Origin of the sequence: Ruminococcus sp. SR1/5 (assembly GCF_000209835.1) — a bacterium.
In the GTDB taxonomy this organism is placed as follows: Bacteria; Bacillota; Clostridia; order Lachnospirales; family Lachnospiraceae; genus Blautia_A; species Blautia_A fusiformis.
Window position 1 is genome coordinate 1,773,235 of the sequence record NC_021014.1, and the last position, 16,819, is coordinate 1,790,053.

The 16,819-nt window shown below is 45.8% G+C and carries 13 protein-coding genes, 1 pseudogene and 1 riboswitch; of the genes and pseudogenes, 1 reads left to right on the forward strand and 13 read right to left on the reverse strand.

Annotated features, from left to right (window positions below; genetic code table 11):
• Positions 1-4: 4 nt before the first annotated feature.
• Complete coding sequence (locus CK1_RS09060) at positions 5-2,530, reverse strand: glycyl radical protein (RefSeq protein ID WP_015525958.1); 2,526 nt, start codon at positions 2,528-2,530, stop codon at positions 5-7.
• Positions 2,531-2,884: 354 nt separating this feature from the next.
• Here CK1_RS09060 and CK1_RS09065 point away from each other — a divergent pair, with 354 nt between their 5' ends.
• A complete protein-coding gene (locus CK1_RS09065) occupies positions 2,885-3,601 on the forward strand; it encodes a phosphatase (RefSeq protein WP_015525959.1) in 717 nt (238 codons plus the stop codon).
• A 107-nt stretch (positions 3,602-3,708) separates the two neighbouring features.
• Here the strand turns inward: CK1_RS09065 and CK1_RS09070 are convergent, their stop codons facing one another.
• From CK1_RS09070 to CK1_RS09125, 12 genes and pseudogenes are all read right to left on the reverse strand, one after another.
• Positions 3,709-3,996: a cysteine-rich small domain-containing protein gene (locus tag CK1_RS09070; RefSeq protein ID WP_173723397.1), complete on the reverse strand. Its 288-nt coding sequence runs from the start codon at positions 3,994-3,996 to the stop codon at positions 3,709-3,711.
• Between the two features lie 267 nt (positions 3,997-4,263).
• Positions 4,264-4,433, reverse strand: a riboswitch (cobalamin riboswitch).
• A 231-nt stretch (positions 4,434-4,664) separates the two neighbouring features.
• Positions 4,665-6,125 carry a C40 family peptidase gene (locus CK1_RS09075; RefSeq protein WP_015525961.1) on the reverse strand — a complete coding sequence of 487 codons (1,461 nt, stop codon included), beginning with the start codon at positions 6,123-6,125 and terminating at the stop codon, positions 4,665-4,667.
• A gap of 283 nt (positions 6,126-6,408) precedes the next feature.
• On the reverse strand, positions 6,409-7,668 hold the full coding sequence (locus tag CK1_RS09080; RefSeq protein ID WP_015525962.1) for an N-acetylmuramoyl-L-alanine amidase family protein: 1,260 nt from the start codon (positions 7,666-7,668) through the stop codon (positions 6,409-6,411).
• On the reverse strand, positions 7,665-7,901 hold the full coding sequence (locus CK1_RS09085) for a hypothetical protein (RefSeq protein ID WP_015525963.1): 237 nt from the start codon (positions 7,899-7,901) through the stop codon (positions 7,665-7,667). The genes CK1_RS09080 and CK1_RS09085 overlap by 4 nt, the downstream gene beginning before the upstream one ends.
• A gap of 280 nt (positions 7,902-8,181) precedes the next feature.
• Positions 8,182-9,168: a diaminopimelate dehydrogenase gene (locus tag CK1_RS09090; RefSeq protein WP_015525965.1), complete on the reverse strand. Its 987-nt coding sequence runs from the start codon at positions 9,166-9,168 to the stop codon at positions 8,182-8,184.
• 193 nt (positions 9,169-9,361) lie between these two features.
• Positions 9,362-10,009: a J domain-containing protein gene (locus CK1_RS09095; protein ID WP_015525967.1), complete on the reverse strand. Its 648-nt coding sequence runs from the start codon at positions 10,007-10,009 to the stop codon at positions 9,362-9,364.
• Positions 10,003-10,851, reverse strand: coding sequence for a DUF5685 family protein (locus tag CK1_RS09100; RefSeq protein ID WP_015525968.1), 849 nt, complete (start codon positions 10,849-10,851; stop codon positions 10,003-10,005). The genes CK1_RS09095 and CK1_RS09100 overlap by 7 nt, the downstream gene beginning before the upstream one ends.
• A 1-nt stretch (position 10,852) precedes the next feature.
• Positions 10,853-11,266 carry a hypothetical protein gene (locus CK1_RS09105; protein ID WP_015525969.1) on the reverse strand — a complete coding sequence of 138 codons (414 nt, stop codon included), beginning with the start codon at positions 11,264-11,266 and terminating at the stop codon, positions 10,853-10,855.
• A gap of 74 nt (positions 11,267-11,340) precedes the next feature.
• On the reverse strand, positions 11,341-12,543 hold the full coding sequence (locus CK1_RS09110; RefSeq protein ID WP_015525970.1) for a class I SAM-dependent rRNA methyltransferase: 1,203 nt from the start codon (positions 12,541-12,543) through the stop codon (positions 11,341-11,343).
• Positions 12,544-12,775: 232 nt separating this feature from the next.
• Entirely contained in the window at positions 12,776-14,443 is a 1,668-nt protein-coding gene (locus CK1_RS09115; protein ID WP_015525971.1) for a DUF1002 domain-containing protein, read from the reverse strand.
• 286 nt (positions 14,444-14,729) lie between these two features.
• Positions 14,730-15,797 carry an ABC transporter ATP-binding protein gene (locus CK1_RS09120; RefSeq protein ID WP_353611237.1) on the reverse strand — a complete coding sequence of 356 codons (1,068 nt, stop codon included), beginning with the start codon at positions 15,795-15,797 and terminating at the stop codon, positions 14,730-14,732.
• Positions 15,794-16,812: pseudogene (locus CK1_RS09125) on the reverse strand (FecCD family ABC transporter permease). The gene CK1_RS09120 and the pseudogene CK1_RS09125 overlap by 4 nt, the downstream one beginning before the upstream one ends.
• Positions 16,813-16,819: the final 7 nt, after the last annotated feature.

Here is a 16,819-nt window from a genome sequence, read left to right on the forward strand (position 1 = left end):
TCCTTTAGAAGCCCTGCTCAGTACGTCTGATGATATCGTCCTGCAGAGATCTGGAAAGTGTAGTGAACAATGCGCTGTAGCCTGCAACACGTACAACCAGATGTTTGTACTTCTCCGGATGCTTCTGTGCATCCAGAAGTGTTTCTCTGTCAACAACGTTAAACTGCATATGCATACCCTTCTGATCAAAATATCCGCGGATCAGTGCTACGAATTTCTCCAGTCCTTCTCTTCCTGCAAGTGCTGACGGATGGAATTTCTGATTAAACAGTGTTCCGTTGGATACGATAAAATGATCCAGGCGGGATACAGAAGTTGCCGCAGCTGTCGGTCCCTTCACATCCTTGCCGGCTGACGGGGAAACGCCATCTGCTACCGGAGTATGTGCGTAACGGCCATCCGGTGTTGCACCGGTCTGTCCGCCAAGCGGAACGTTTGCAGATACAGGATAAAGTCCTGCCTGATAATGTCCGCCTCTTGGGTTCATATATTTCTGAAGCGGTCTTGTGTAAGTATAAGCCACATCCCTTGCAAAGTAGTCCACATCCGGGATATCATTTCCAAACTTCGGAACCTCCTCGATCATCTTGTGGATCTCTTCGAATCTTGCCTTTTTCTCAGGAGATGGCTCTGTTCCGAGAGCTGCTGTCATAACAGCTGTTGCGGTCTGCTCATTTACGCTGATGCCATTCTCCTGAAGCTTCTGCATAACGATGGTGGTGATATCTGCTGCAGACTGTGCATCGATACCCTTGCCATAGTTCCATGCCAGAGCCTCCTTCAGCTCTTCCATGGTCATCTTCTTTTCTTCATATACAAGCTTGCGGATCGCATACAGAGAATCTGCCATGTTTGCAATACCAAATCCCTGAGGACCTGTAAAGTTATAAACAGCTCCGCCTTCCTGAACGGATTTGCCCCGTTTCAGGCAGTCATCCACCATACAGGAAAGGAATGGAAGCGGACATCTCTCCGCATGTGCCACATCAATGGCATTATCAGCATTTACAAGCAGGGAAATGAAATATTCCATCTGTTTCTTATATGCATCATAGAACTCATCGAAGCTCTTCATCTCTGTGACATCGCCGGTCTGGACACTGATCTGTACCCCTTTGTCCATACCATTAGAGAAAACCATCTCCAGCGGACGGCACATGTTAAAGAATGCAGCGTCATGCCAGCCCTCTGTCTTACCTGCCTTCTGCGGTTCTACACAGCCGATGATGTTATATTCTCTGGCATCTGCAAGAGAAAGGCCGCGGTTCTGCAGTGCAGGAATGATAACCTCATCATTGTAATAAGCCGGAAGTCCGATTCCTGTTCTTGTAAGCTCTGCAGCCTTGATCAGGAATTCATGTGGTGATCCGTTCCATACTCTTACAGAAAGAGACGGTGCCGGAAGGTGCACATGCATAGACGCCTGGATGCACATAAAGGAGAGATCATTGGTCACATCCTCGCCATCCTTGTTCTGACCACCTGCGATCAGGTTCTGGAAAAGGCTGTAGCCTGCAAAGCCTTCTGCAGATGCAGCATCACGGCATTTATTCAGGTCGTTTAATTTTACCCATATGCAGTCCATCAGTTCCTGGGCAAACTCTCTGGTAAGATTGCCTGCCTCCATATCACTCTTGTAATATGGATACATATACTGGTCAAAACGTCCCGGAGAAATAGAATGTCCGCTGCTTTCCATCTGGATCAGCTGCTGTACAAACCAGAAGGACTGGCACGCCTCATAGAAATTACGGGCGCCCTTCGCCGGTACGTGTGTACAATTGGATGCGATCTGAAGGAGTTCCTGTTTTCTGGTCGGATCCTGACACTGATATGCCATCTGCTCTGCGAGCTCGGCATAGCGATGTGCATAGTCGATAACTGCCTGACAGCTCATGATAACTGCTTCCAGGAAACGGGATTTCTTTGCGTAATCACCATCTCCTACATTACACTCATCCAGTTCCTTCTGAGCTTTGGCAATGATCCCTTCATAACCGATCGCCAGAACTTCTTCATATTTAACGGTTACGTGTCCTACACCATTGTAGAAATAGTTTCCGGGTGTAAAAATATTGTGGTCAATGGCAAGAATCGCTTCCGGTGCCATGTAGGAGGTTGCAAGCTCACTGGTAGTCTTGCCTTTCCAGTATTTATGTACCTCACGGAGCTCCGCCTTGGTTTCCTCCGCAATATAAAATGGATCGGCTGTTCTGGTAGCCACTGTATCCAGCTCATCTTCCAGCCACTGGAAAGAATACTCCGGAAACGTCTGACATCCTCTCGGCGCCAAAGTGCTGCTTCCGACGATCAGCTCCTCATCACGGATGATGATCGGAATGTTGTGCAGGATGTGGGCAAATGCCTTGGCTCTGCGGGTGATGATCGGCTCGTCTTCTGTTGCTTTGTAAGACTCTGTGATCAGTTTTGCTCTGGCAGATTCGATCACCGGCATCTTTGCATAAAGATTATCTACAAGATGTGTGATCCTGTCTGTTTTCGGAACATCTGCTATATGAAATTTCTCCATGATTCTCCTTTCTCATAACCGGTTGTTTCTGGTGATCTGTCTGCCTCTACGCTTCCAGAACCGCTCCTGTCCGGCTATGTGCTCATGTAGTTTTATTATACCTTACCCCTACTTCGATGTCAACGAAATCCAACATGTGTTTATAGCTGTTTTTGTGGTTTTTATCGGTTGCGCCCTGTTGATTTTATTTGTTTTTTGTATTTTTATGTTTTTCTCTATTGACTTTGTTTTTCTGCTCTGCCATACTTGGATTTATATAGGAATTCATTTGTTTTTCAGAAAAAATTTATGCAAAGCGGACATTCGTATTCCGCTCTGTCACATGTTCTCAAACAGTAAAAGAGGTGTATTTTTATGTATCTTTCTGATATGCATACCCACTCCATCGCCAGTGGTCACGGCACGGAATGTACCATCACAAACATGGCACGCGCAGCTGCCGAGAAAGGTCTCCGGCTTCTCGGGATCACTGATCACGGTCCCGGCACTCTGGCAGCCGGAACTTCCTCCTATTTCCGCAGCCTTACCTATTCTCCCAAAAAACATTTCGGTGTAGAATTACTCTACGGAATTGAACTGAATATCCTTGACCGCAGCGGAACGGTAGATTTAGATCAGGAATCATTATGTAAACTTGATTACGCCATTGCCAGCATGCATGCCTGGAATTACCGCTGCGGTACCAGAGCCGAAAACACAGAAGCTTTTATCAATGTAATGAAAAACCCCTGTGTAAAGATCCTCGGACATAGTGATAACACTCATTACCCGGTTAATTATGATGCGCTTGCAAGGGCTGCCAGGGAAACCGGCACGATCTTTGAGATCAACGAAGCTTCTCTTGCACCTTATGGCTATCGTGGCGACACAAGAGAAAACTGTTTCGAGATCCTTCGATGCTGCCGCAAATATGATCTGCCGCTGCTTCTTTCCAGTGACAGCCATGGCCCGGAGCATATCGGAGATTTTACCTGTGCTGCTGAGTTTGTTCATCAGGCCATGTTTCCGGAACAGCTGATCCTCAACAACCAGATTCCCAGACTCAAGGTTTTTCTCCAAACCAGAGAATGATCTTCTGTATCTTTTCCGACAGATAACAGATATTGTCCACTCCAAACAAAACAGGCCAGTTCAAACACAGGAATATACATTTTCCTGTATCTGAACTGGCCTGTTTTTTATTTTTCCCGCTGCTTCCGTACAATTTCCGCAAGCTCGCTATATTTACCTGTAACATATCCGAAATTTTCTCTTCTGTGAGGAAGCTTGCATTCGGTGCAGTCTTTAATCCCGCTTTCCGTAAAGCGGAAATTACCACCACATTTATCTCCCAGTGCATATAAAGGACAATAGCAGAACAGACAATTGAAGTTCTCCGGATCTGCTCCTTTATGGCACGGAAAATACTCACAGTTTTTGTGGCTGAAGTAAGAGTATTCTTTGCCTTCCCAGTATGGTTTCTCCATGGCTCTTTTCTCCTCTCCTGACATAACCACACATAATTTTTTCCTATAAAAAAGAGGTAGCGATGCCACCCCGGGGTAGAAATATAATCCGTTCATGAGTGCGCGGAGGGAACGAATGTATCCGGAGTAGTATCGCCTGCCATTTAATCATGTATAATTCATATGAACAGGCGCATTCCATAAAAAAATGCCTACTCTCGTAAAAAAGTAGACAACGTCCCAGGGGTGCGGAGTCCCTGAAATGGTTGTTACACTTTACACGGAAGTTTAACCTCGCCATAACAAGCAGGTTTCCTGGCTCCGGGATCATGACTCCTCTCTCCTTCTCATACATACGTACAATGGACTATGAGATTCGCTCCTCCGTTACAGTGACCGGATCGCTCAGGTTTCACACCTGATTCCCTTTTCTGTGGACTTCTGATAATCAATATATAACTGTCAGCTATCCTCAGCACTTGCTATGTTCAATATGGAATTATACTGACATTATAATAACATCCTGTTAATTATATGTCAATACTGTTTTCAATATTTATATATTTTTGAGCATATTTTATTGCTGTTCAATCCGTTCCATGGGTTTTCAATATTTTTTCCGACGTTAAAAACAGCCCGACAAACTGCTGTCGGGCTGCTGTATTTTTATTTTCTGTTGTACGTTTTTATTATACAAGACGTCTTACAGATACAATTGTTCTGTATGTAGCATCATTGCTGATCTTGATCCCGTCCTGAGAGTTCGATGCATGAACGATCTGGCCATTACCCATGTAAATAGCCACGTGTCCGCCATAGCAGATCAGATCTCCCGGCTGTGCATCTGCGTAGGATACTTCTGTACCTGCATTCTGCTGCTCATAGGAGGTTCTCGGAAGGCTGACTCCGAAGTTCGCATAGACACTCTGTACAAATCCGGAGCAGTCTGCACCATTGGTAAGGCTTGTTCCGCCCCATACGTAAGGATTTCCCACAAACTGTGTAGCATAATTCACAACAGAAGATCCTGAACCGCTACTGTAAGAAGAACTGTCACTGTCTGAAGATGTATCCTCTGCATTAGATGTGTCCTCTGCACTTTCTTCAGATGCGTCTGTGCTGTTATCGTAATCTGCGTCTGCATTATCCTCTGTATTCTCAGTATCCTCGGACGCATCATCATTCTCACCATTGTCTGCATCTTCATCCACAGCCTCGGTGTCATCTTCAGCAGTATCCTCATCTGCATTCTCGATCACGTCGCCGTCCTCATCGTACTGTCCGTCTTCGCTCTCGTCCGCCTCATCCTGCTGTGCTTCCTGCTCTGCCTGGCGTCTTGCTTCCTCTTCTGCCTCAGCCTGTGCTCTCGCTGCTGCTTCAGCCTCGGCCTGACGTCTTGCCTCTTCCTCTGCTGCAATACGCTCAGCCTCTAATCTCTGAAGCTCTGCAGTCTGCTCTGCAAGAAGGTTTGCATAATCTGTAGCCTGCTGCTGTGCGTAGGCGATCTCATTATCATAATCTGCGGATGTGGCACGCTTCTCATCCAGCTGTGCCTGCAGGTTCTGGGACTCTGCCTCATATTCCTGCTTCATTCCCTCCAGCTCTGCCTTCTCCTGTGTGTACTGTGCCTCCAGGTTTGCCACCTGCTGGATCGTATTGGAATATTTTTCAAGACTCTTACGGTCCTGCTCATAAGTCTTCTGTGTGTACTCTGCTCTTGTAAGAAGGTCAGACAGGTTCTCTGCATTCAGCATCATCTGGAACCATGCATCGTCTCCACCCTTCTCATAGAGATACTGGATACGTTTCTTCATTGCCTCATACTGTTTCTGCTTGGCATTTTTGGCCTTCTCAAGGTTGGTCTGTGTAGATGCAATGTCGGCTTCCTTATTGGAGATATCTCCCTCCAGTGTCTGGATCGAAACCATCACGTTTACAAGATTGGCATCAAGAGTTGAAATCTCGCCTTCAATCTGTGACTTCTGTGAGGAAAGCTCATCCAATCTGGAATAAGTCGCATTCAGCTGTTCGTTGGTCGCATCCATCTCCTGCTGAAGTGCTGCCTCATCTTCTCTTGTTGCGCTTACGCTGACTACCTGTGCTCCGCTGATGATGAGCGCCAGTGTCAGACATAATATCCTTTTCTTCATGACTGTTCACCCTCGCAATCTGATTCTAATTTAATACAGCGGATCTGACCATCCGCTTCGTTGGTTTTCTTTGTAACACTTTTGCAATATCTTGTTTCAATCTTTTTATATATTAACACAGTGTTATTTGGATTGCAAGGAATTTCTATTAATTAGTTTAAAACTTTGTAACATTTATTAATGATTTTGACATTAAAAAAGGAGAACCCGGGTTATCTCAGGTTCTCCTCTCACGTTTCTTATTGCTATTTGTTACATACAAATTTCTTTCAGCACATCCTGATCAGAACAGATCTGCAAGGATCTGATTGGCTGTCTTGTTCAGATATCCGTTGGGATCGGAAAGTGTGCTTCTGTTCCATCTGAAGTATGCACCGTTTCGGATATAATTACCGCTGGATTCATGATAATCATATTTGCTGACTCCAGGATACCTGGACATGTAAGTTTCTGCCAGCTTGATCGCCTGGCTTCCGTAAGTTCCGCTTGGTGTCGGTGTTCCGGAAATCTGTACGCCGGCATTCGGTGTACAGTGTAGGATCACAACACTCTTATCAGAACACTGTCCGAGAACGATCCAGGTATGTCCGCTGTTGTATCCGATATCTCCCGGATAAAGCTTCCAGTTTGAGCTTGCCAGCTGAGACTGGGAAACGATGGTTCCCATTCCCTTACCGGAATATAAAGATCCAATCTCTCCGGAAACAGTAGTATACTGGGGTCTGCCGGATCTGCTCTGCATGATCTGATATACAGACCATCCTACAAAGCCGGAGCAGTCAAGGCCCTTCTGTTCTGTAGCTTCACTGAGATCCATATAATATCTGTAATTATAAGAACTGGAATTGCTGTCATACCACTGTTTCCATTTTGGACTGATGCCCTTTCTGGTCGCATCTGACCAGTTGTGGCCGCCGCCCCATACGTAAAGAGTCTTTCCTACCGGAAGTAATGCATTGGCGAGGAAATTCTTGATGGTCCTGGAGCTTGTAGCTGTAGCAGTACCCGGGTTGGTATCCAGGACACCATTGCTGCCAAATGTATACTTCTTGCCATCGATCGTCTTCGTTCCCGTAGCCATGACACCGGTTGACGGATCAAAATAATATTTATATCCTTTTTTGGAATTTGTGACCCATCCGGTAGCCATCACGCCGCTCTTGCTGTAAAAATAATAGGTATCGCTGCCGATCTTCTTGAAGCCCTTATACATAGCTCCCGTGTTTGGATCAAAATAACGCTTCTGCTGTTTCTTATTCGTTGCCCAGCCCTTTGCCATAAAGCATTTGCTGGTAAAATATCTGGTCACATTCTTCTTGTCTGTAAGGAATACACTTCTGGCTGCAGCACCACTGCCGCTGTAGAAATAATATTTCTTATTGCTGATCGTGGCCCATTTCGTTGTCATATATCCGCTGGCGGGATTAAAATAACGGGTATTTTTCTTGCTGTCTGTAAGCCAGCCTGTAGCCATATAGCCCTTGGCACCGTTGACATTATAAAAATATCGTTTGCCCTTGGAATCCTTAGCCCAGCCCTTCATCTGCACGCCTGTGGATTTATTAAAAAATATTTCTTCCCGTTCAGTGTAAGCCAGCCTTTTACCTTCTGGCCGTTCTGATAATAATAGGACTTTCCTTTTTCTGTTTTAAAGCCGTTTTTGGTCGCAGCCTGTACATCTGTTGCCGTTGTATGTACAGTTGCTCCGGCTGCAAAGAACATCAGAACAAAAAAAGTCCCCAGAGTTTCCATTTTCTGCTTAATTTTCGCATACATACCTTCCTTTGATAGATAGATCATTGATATTTACTATTTCTTAAGTCCGGCTGATCGTAAACATTACGATTTTGTTACAATTTTACGTCCATATTATATAACATTCTTTACGGTCCGTCAACTCTTTCCTTTTCTTTCAGAAAAATCATCATCCAGGTATTACCAATGTTGATTTTATGCAGAAAAAAGCCCCGAAACATCAGAAATATTCACTGATGCTCCGGGGATATGATCTTTTATGCAGTTTTGCTCCTGTCTGTTACAGATCTGTTACAGATCCTTACAGGAATTTTTTGCGAAGCTCTGCTCCGTCAAGGGCACTTAAATATGCAGGTGCAACATCAAATACAGTCTTGCAGCCCTTCTGTCCTTCCTGGTTCATGCGGTATGCAGCTCTTGCATAGGCAACGATCACAGAAGATGTAAACTCAGGATTGGAATCCAACTTCAGGCTGTACTCGATCACATGGCTGTTCTCATTGTTCCAGCCTGTTTTTCCGCTGCGGATCACAAAACCGCCGTGCGGGATACCGCTGTGGTCACGGTCCAGCTCTTCCTGGGAAATGAAATGTACCGTTGTATCATACTCGTCAAAGTAGTTCGGCATGGTCTTGATCTCTTCCTCGATGCGTGCAAGATCAGCACCTTCCTCAGCAACTACGAAGCACTCTCTTGTATGTTTCTGGCGTGTGGTAAGCTCCGGATTTTCTCCGTTTCTTACTGCCTCAAGTGCAGCTTCTACCGGAATGGTGTACTGCTTTGCATCCTTTACGCCTTTGATGCGGCGGACTGCATCAGAATGTCCCTGGCTGACACCCTTGCCCCAGAATGTGTAGTCGTTTCCATTTGTAAGGATCGCATTTGCATACATACGGTTCAGAGAAAACATTCCTGGATCCCAGCCTACGGAAATGATTCCTACATGTCCACTCTCTGCTGCTGCCTTGTCAACATTTGCAAAATGTTCCGGGATTTTCTTATGTGTATCAAAGCTGTCCACAACATTGAAATATTTTACATACTCCGGTGTCTGAACAGGAAGATCTGTCGCACTTCCTCCACAGATGATCAGGACATCGATCTCATCCTTCAGCTTCTCCGCATCTTTTACAGAATAAACCTTTGCGGTCTCTGTAAGGATCTTTACAGTCTCTGGATCACGTCTGGTAAATACTGCAACCAGCTCTGTATCCGGATTATGCTTGATGGCGCACTCCACGCCGCGTCCCAGGTTTCCGTAACCTAAAATACCAATTCTTATACTCATAACGATTTCCTCCTCTTTTTCTCTGCAGTATGACATTTTCCGGACAGCATTGTGAATTTCTGTCAGAAAAATCCCTCTGCGATCTATATCGCAAAACGGATCTGCAGGATCCGCCTTACAAACATATGGATATGCTGCCTCAGGATATTCCGATTCTCAATTCCGGGATATCGATGACCGCTTTGTTCCTGCATCAGCAGCAGAAAAAGCCGCCCGGCCAGCACATGAAACAGGCCATGGTCCTGCAGCAGGCATCACACATATCCCCTTCTGCAGTCGGCATTCCCCCAAAGGGATCCTGCCGCTGCTGATACCAGCCGCCACCGCCTTCCATTCTCTGGAGCAGCATACGGTACTGCATATTATCCGGTTCCTGACGGACTGCTTCACGGATCTGATCCAGAGCTGTTACATTATTTCCCATTCCCATATTTGCCATAGCAGCCAGGTAATACCATTCCCCATTTTTCTGACCAAGAGAATCCAGTACATTCATAGCTTCCTGAAAATGACCGCTCTGCACATAATTGGCGGCCGCCCTTCTGCGCATACTTTCCTCATCCTGATAGGCACTGGAACCGGCATTTCCGTAATTTCCAAAACCACCGTAATTTCCGTAGCCGCCATAGCCATTCTGGGAACTACTTCCGTACTCACGCTCTTTCATGATCTGCTCGTAAGCCTGCTGCACTTCTTTGAATTTTTCTTCGGCCTGATCCTTATTCGGATTATTGATATTGGCATCCGGGTGATACTTTCGACTCAGCTTCCGGTATGCCTTTTTTATTTCATCATCAGATGCGTTTCTGGGAACTCCCAGCACGCTGTATGGATCTAACATTTTTTCTCTTTCTCCCGTTCTTCCCTGCGCTTCTGTCCGATCGCCGCAAAGCGGCACCAGACGCCGGAATATAAAATATTTCGAAGGATATCTCCGTATCGGAGGATCGGCAGCTTTTCAAATTCTCTGCAGCATTCTGCAAGCATCATCATAAGAAGCCGACGTACCTCTTCCTCGAACCCTTCTATCTTATATTTTTCAAGGAAAGGATTGTAATTTCCGTTTTCTGCATCTTTTTCCACATCGTCATAAGCATCCAGGATGTAGATAAATTTTCCGAGATAAAATCCCAGACGGCGCAGGGACGATTCCCAGACATCCTTACGGAAGGCCAGAATCTCTTCCATGATACGTCCGGAACATCCGGCTACACGGTCCACATCGGTTTCCCCCTGTTTTTCCAGGGAAGAAAGCTCCTCTAGTGCGTTTCGGATCCTTTGGATCTTCTCCGGATAAGCGGACATATGCATATTTCCGCAATTCTTCAGAATTCCTGCATATGCATAGCGCAGTGGTTTGTGTTCATCCTGCCAGTCATCCATACATTTGTAATAGGTAAGGATCACATTCATATCCGCACAGTACTCAGTTACTGTATTTTTGCGCACCGGCTGGGGCTTCAGCGGATGGACCACACACCTGGAGGTTCCCTTCTTCGTTGGCGGTTCATAAAGAGCGCTTAAAAGAAGGACCACAAATGTCATATCATAAGTCAGTGAGATCTGTCCCGGTATCCCGTATCTCTCCCGCAATTCTCTGCAAAGACCGCAGTAAAAAGAACGGTACACATCAAAATCCTTGAATTTTATTTCCGGTTTATTAACGGTCACATATCCGAACATGTCAGCTCCTTTTTACGAATTTTGTGTGGCATTTCGGACATTCGATCTCGATCTTGCCCTTTCCCTTTGGAATACGTATCTTCTGTCCGCAGCCCGGACAGCTGTAGATGTGATGGGTCTTTCTCTGCTTCATCAGATCCTTTTCTTTATTAAAGCGAAAACGGAACTTTGACGTCATCTGAAGGAATTTCTGATTTTCGGCATAACGCTGCTGGATATTTCTGGAAAAAATACGTATATATGCATATACGATCGCTGCGACCCCGAGAATGTCAAGGGTGCTGCCGACAGTTCTGCTGAATATATTAGCAAACATTGCCAGAATGATCAGAACCAGTGCGACTCCCATGGTGAACCTGGAAAGATCATCCACTCCATAACGTCCCTGCATAAATTTATTGAATTTGTCTCTCATATGATCTGCATCTCCTTTTCACTGCCAGACGGCACTGCCCAAAAATTTCCGTAAAAAAATCCGGATGGCAGTTCCTAACGGTCATTGCATACCTGGAAAATGTAGAATTTCAGATAATAGGACTCATCTGCTGACCAGAGGATCGGATGATCCGGTGCCTGTGTACGGTACTCTACCTGGCGCAGTCTCTTATGGACATTCTTCGCTGCCTGACCGATGGTCTGTGTAAACAGCTCATACGTCATAAAATGAGAGCAGGAACAGGTTGCAAGAAATCCGCCGTCCTTTACAAGACGCATTGCACGGAGATTGATCTCACGGTATCCCTTGATGGCATTTTTTACAGAGCTTCTGGATTTCGTAAATGCCGGAGGATCCAGTACCACAACATCAAATTTCTCTCCCTTCTCCTCAAGCTCGGGAAGAAGCTCAAAAACATCCTCACAGAGGAATTTCACTGTTCCGTCCAGGCCGTTCAGACTGGCGTTTCTTCTTGCCTGCAGGACTGCAGTTTCCGACGCATCCACACCGAGAACACTCTGTGCCCCTGCAATTCCCGCATTCAGGGCAAAAGAGCCGGTATGTGTAAAGCAGTCCAGAACCTTCGCCCCCTTGCAGAGCTTCTGGATAGCAAGACGGTTATATTTCTGATCCAGGAAAAATCCGGTCTTCTGCCCGTCCCTGATATCTACTTCATATTTCACACCGTTCTCTTCAATCTGAACAAGTGTCGGAAATTCTTCTCCGATAAATCCCTTGGTAAGTTCCATTCCTTCCTGGCGGCGTACCTTTGCATCACTCCGCTCATAGACTCCACGGATCCGGATCCCATCCTCAGCAAGGACTTCCTTCAGTGCATCTATGATCGTTTCTTTAAGACGGTCGATTCCCAGTGCAAGAGACTGTACAACAAGCACATCTGAAAACTTATCCACAACAAGCCCCGGAAGAAAGTCTGCTTCTCCGAAGATCACACGACAGCTTCCGGTATCTACTACCTTCTTACGATACTCCCATGCGTCGCGGACACGTTGTTTCAAAAATTCCGGACTGATCTCTGTACGCTCATCTCTGGTAAGCATACGGACTGTGATCTTGGAATTGGTGTTGATAAATCCTCTTCCCATCGGATATCCGTCAAAGTCCCGGACCAGAACGATATCTCCGTTCACAAAACTTCCCATGATGCTTGCGATCTCATTGTCATATACCCAGAGGCCTCCTGATTTCAGGAATCTGCCTTCGCCTTTTTTTAATGTTACTACTGCCAGGCTCATAAATTCTACCTTTTCCCTTTCTCGTTTCCCTATCACGGTTTGCGATGTATGAGTCCACAAAACCGATTTACGGTCAATTTTATCACAGAAAAATCCATTTTTCCAGTGCTTACACAAATCCTTGTCGTAAATCACAAAATTTTCATGATATCTTTCCGGCACGACAAAAAATACCGCAGCAGAGGTTGTTTTCTCTGCTGCGGTATTTTTTATCTCATTTTCTGTAAATCTTTTATTCTGCTGCGGATTCCTCAGAAGAGTCCGTGTTCTCGCCGTAAAGACCTGCCAGATATTTCATGGTTTCTTTATAAAGTGTCTGCTTATCTTCCTGGGGAACATCTGCAAGAATAGCTGCTGTCACGTCTGTGGCCTCTGTGTCCTCCTGGGAACTGTCAATACTGAACAGCTTCTTCAGCTTCTGATCCATCATATTCAGCTCTGTACTCTGATATTTTTCTGTACCATCTGCCTCATAGGATTCTGTACCATCCTTCAGGATATCATAATAATCCTTCTCAACAGTTTCTGCCACACTCTTCGCTGTCTGCTCATCCAGTGTTACCGTTGCCACTGTATCCTCCGTTGCAGCGAGAAGGGAATCTGCATCTCCCTCATACTCGCCTTTTACAAAGAGGACAAATTTGTCATAATTGTTCTTTGCTTCTTCGCTGAGCACGGAAGTATCGTTTTCTGCACTGTCTGCCTGGTCTGAGCCCTCTGTACTTTCTGAAGATTCTGTATCTTCTGTTGCCTCCGGGATTCCGGTCTTATCGGATGCAGCCTCGTCAGAAGCACTTTCATCTGTGCTGCTCTCGTCAGATGCACTATCCTCTGTGCTGTTCTCGTCAGAGGTACTTTCGTCTGTGCTGCTTTCGTCCGAGCTTTCCTCATTGCTATAGGTTCCGTCGTCGGTAGCATCCGGGATTCCGGTCTCATTGCTTGTATCCTGAGAATCTGCTCCTGTTTCTTCCTCAAGACCCGGATCCTCTGTGGAGCTCTGGATCACATCGTCACCAAGAATGCTGTCATTTACATTGTTGACGATATCATCAGAAGAATCTGCATCCACATCTACGGTTTCATCACTGCTCTCGCCATCCAGCGTATCATCAGAGGAAGAGGTCTGGCCTGTGGTATTGGCATCTACCTGCTCCAGTGTTTCCTTCACATCATCATAATTGTAATCCTGCTGTGAGATCTGCTTCAGAAGAGACACGATCCTGTCAATATCGTCCTGGCTTACGGAAATATTGTTCTGCTCAGCCACATTGATTACAATATTCTGAATCTCATCTGCATTCTGTACTCCGTTCTGGATCACATCCATCTTGGACTGGTTTACAACTGTTGTCGCCTCATTTTTACCAACCTTATCTGCAAGCTCACCAGTGGTTACGATCTCCTGGTTGGCAAGCTTCGTCTTGGTCTCATCCAGCTTCTCTCCGCTGGCCTTCTCATATGCCATCTGGATACCGGTAAGTGCACCTGTTCCGGATACTTCCATCGGGCAGGCAGCAACTACTTCACAGTTCTTCACACCGGATGTGGAAAGTGTCGTTGCGATCATATTACCTGTCACCCAGTTCAGATTTGCTGTGCGGACCTTGATCCCGCCGGACTGTGTAGGCTTCACATAGGCACAGCTCAAAGTTCTGGAACCGATCTGGGACTGTGGTGCGATATTATCCAGGTGTTTATGCTCATCCTCATTTGTAATGGTCATCACCTGCACCTGATCGGAACTTACATTAAAATATTTCATCATTGTCTGCTTCTGGGCATCCGTAAGATCTGCTCCAAGTGTTACTACCTTCGATGCATCTGCAAATACGGGATTTACACTTCCTGCCACAAGGCATGCACTACAGAGCAGAGCTGCGATCATGTTTCTTTTTTTCATTGATCTTCCCTCCATATATTTTTTCGGATCGATTGTATCTGCTTAACTTTTGCGGTGTAAAGCGGACATTCCTCTTCGTTACTTACATCTCCACGAATGCGAGCGCTTCACGATCTGTCGTTCTTGTCATATTATAACACAGCTGCTGAAATATTTGTAATTTATATTATATAAAAAACGCTGCCGGAAATTATATCACTCATTTCTGACAGCGTTTTATTGCTTTTCTCATTTTCCCAGAGAACTTATCTGATCTGGTTTAATTTTCCGGTTTCTTTTGCTTTTTTCAACAATTCCCGGTTTTTTCATTCATGATACCAAAATCCTTCAGCGGACAGTACACTTTTTCACATTTTCCCAGGAACTCCAGTGCTTCTTCAAAGGCAGACTCCGAAATGCATTCAAAAGGCTTCTCCGTGATCACTTTTGCAGCCAGTTCTTTTGCCACCTGATAATCTGCATCATTGGTATGGAGAACTCCGGTCACAAAAGGAATCCCCTGTCGCTGCAGCTTCCGATATACCGGAATCCCGCTTCCATTTCCTCCGATCACAAACACCTCCGGTTTTCCGGCCGGAGGTTCCATTTCCACGCAGCCGAATTCTGCATTATAGCTTCCACGGGTGATGCCATAAAGCTTCCGAATATAATCGGAAGTAAAGATTTCCTCCGGTGCACCATATTTCTCAATGTGATCTCCATGAACACAGATCACCTGGTCAGAAATCTTCTGGGCAAGATCCAGCTCATGAAGGGACATGATCACCGTCATCTGTTTTTCCAATACCATCTTCTTCAAAATGGCAAGAAGCTCCAGCTTATGCCGGATATCCAGGAAGGAGGTCGGTTCATCCAGGATAATGATCTCCGGTTCCTGGCAGATGGCGCGTGCCAGAAGGATACGCTGTCTCTGTCCGTCACTGATGGCTGTAAAATCCCGATCCTTCAGATCCCAGGCGTGAACCATCTCCATGGCACTTTTAACTTTTTCCTTGTCCTCTGCGGAAAGGATCCCGAGAGTTCCGGTATAGGGATATCGTCCGGTGGATACCACATCCTCACAGGTCATAAGCTCCGGTCGCATGCGCTCGGTAAGTACTACAGCCAGTTTTTTTGACACTTCCCTGTTGGTCATCCGGCTCATCTGTTCCTGTTCCAGATATACCGTTCCGCTGATCAGGGAAAGCTGTCTTGTGATACTCTTCAAAATAGTAGATTTTCCGGCACCGTTGGGACCGATCAGTGTCAGGATTTCTCCTTTATTCAGCTGAATATTGATTTCTTTGATCAGCGGTTTTCCATCATAGCCTACGGTCAGCTGATCTGTATAAAAAAATATGATTTCATCGTTTATATCCTCTGCTGTCTGTGAATCATGATATAGATAACTACCGGTGCTCCGAAAACTGCTGTCACAGAACTGATGCTCAGCTCCGTCGGTGCAAATACAGTTCTTGCGATCAGGTCACAGAACAGGCAGAACACTGCACCGCCCAGAAAACAGGCCGGGATCACAAGCAGGGGTTTTGCAGTCTTCAGGAGACTTTTTGCAATATGAGGCACAGCGATCCCCACGAAGGAGATCGGCCCTGCAAAAGCGGTCACACAGGCAGAAAGAATACTGGAAAGCAGGATCAGAAGTATCCGGAAAGCCTTGATATTAACTCCCATATTCTGCGCGTAAGTCTCCCCCAGCTGATAGGCGCTGATCGGTTTTGACATAAAAAATACGATCACCATGGTAAGAAGTACCACAGCAGCCATAGTCTGCACATTCCCCCAGGTCATACCGGAAAAGCTTCCCAGTGACCAGTTGTGAAGATTGACTATGTTGGAATCATCTGCAAAGGTCACCACAAAGTCTGTGATGGCCGAACAGATATAGCCGATCATAACACCACTGATGACCAGCATGGACATGTTGTGGACTTTTTTTGCCACAAGGAGCACAAAGCCCATGGAAATCATTGAGCCTGCAAAAGCAGCCAGGATCATGGCACCGGAACCGATGGACACCGATCTGCTTAAAAAAAGATCATCAGAAGCGCCACGATCAGCTTGGCACCGGAAGAGATTCCCAGTACAAAGGGTCCCGCGATAGGATTGTTAAAAAAGGTCTGCAGCAAAAATCCGGAAACAGAAAGTGCTCCGCCAAGGATGATAACTGCCAGTATCCTGGGAAGACGGATCTCCCAGACGATATTATAAGAAGTTTCATCTCCCTGATGCCGGAATATGATATTCAGGATCTCCTTCACAGAGAGGTGGATACTTCCTGAATTTACATTCCATATAAATAAAAAGATCAAAAGTACCGCAAGGATCACAAAAGAGATCCCGTATCGGACTGCGCGTTTTCTGTCATTCATTTTTCTG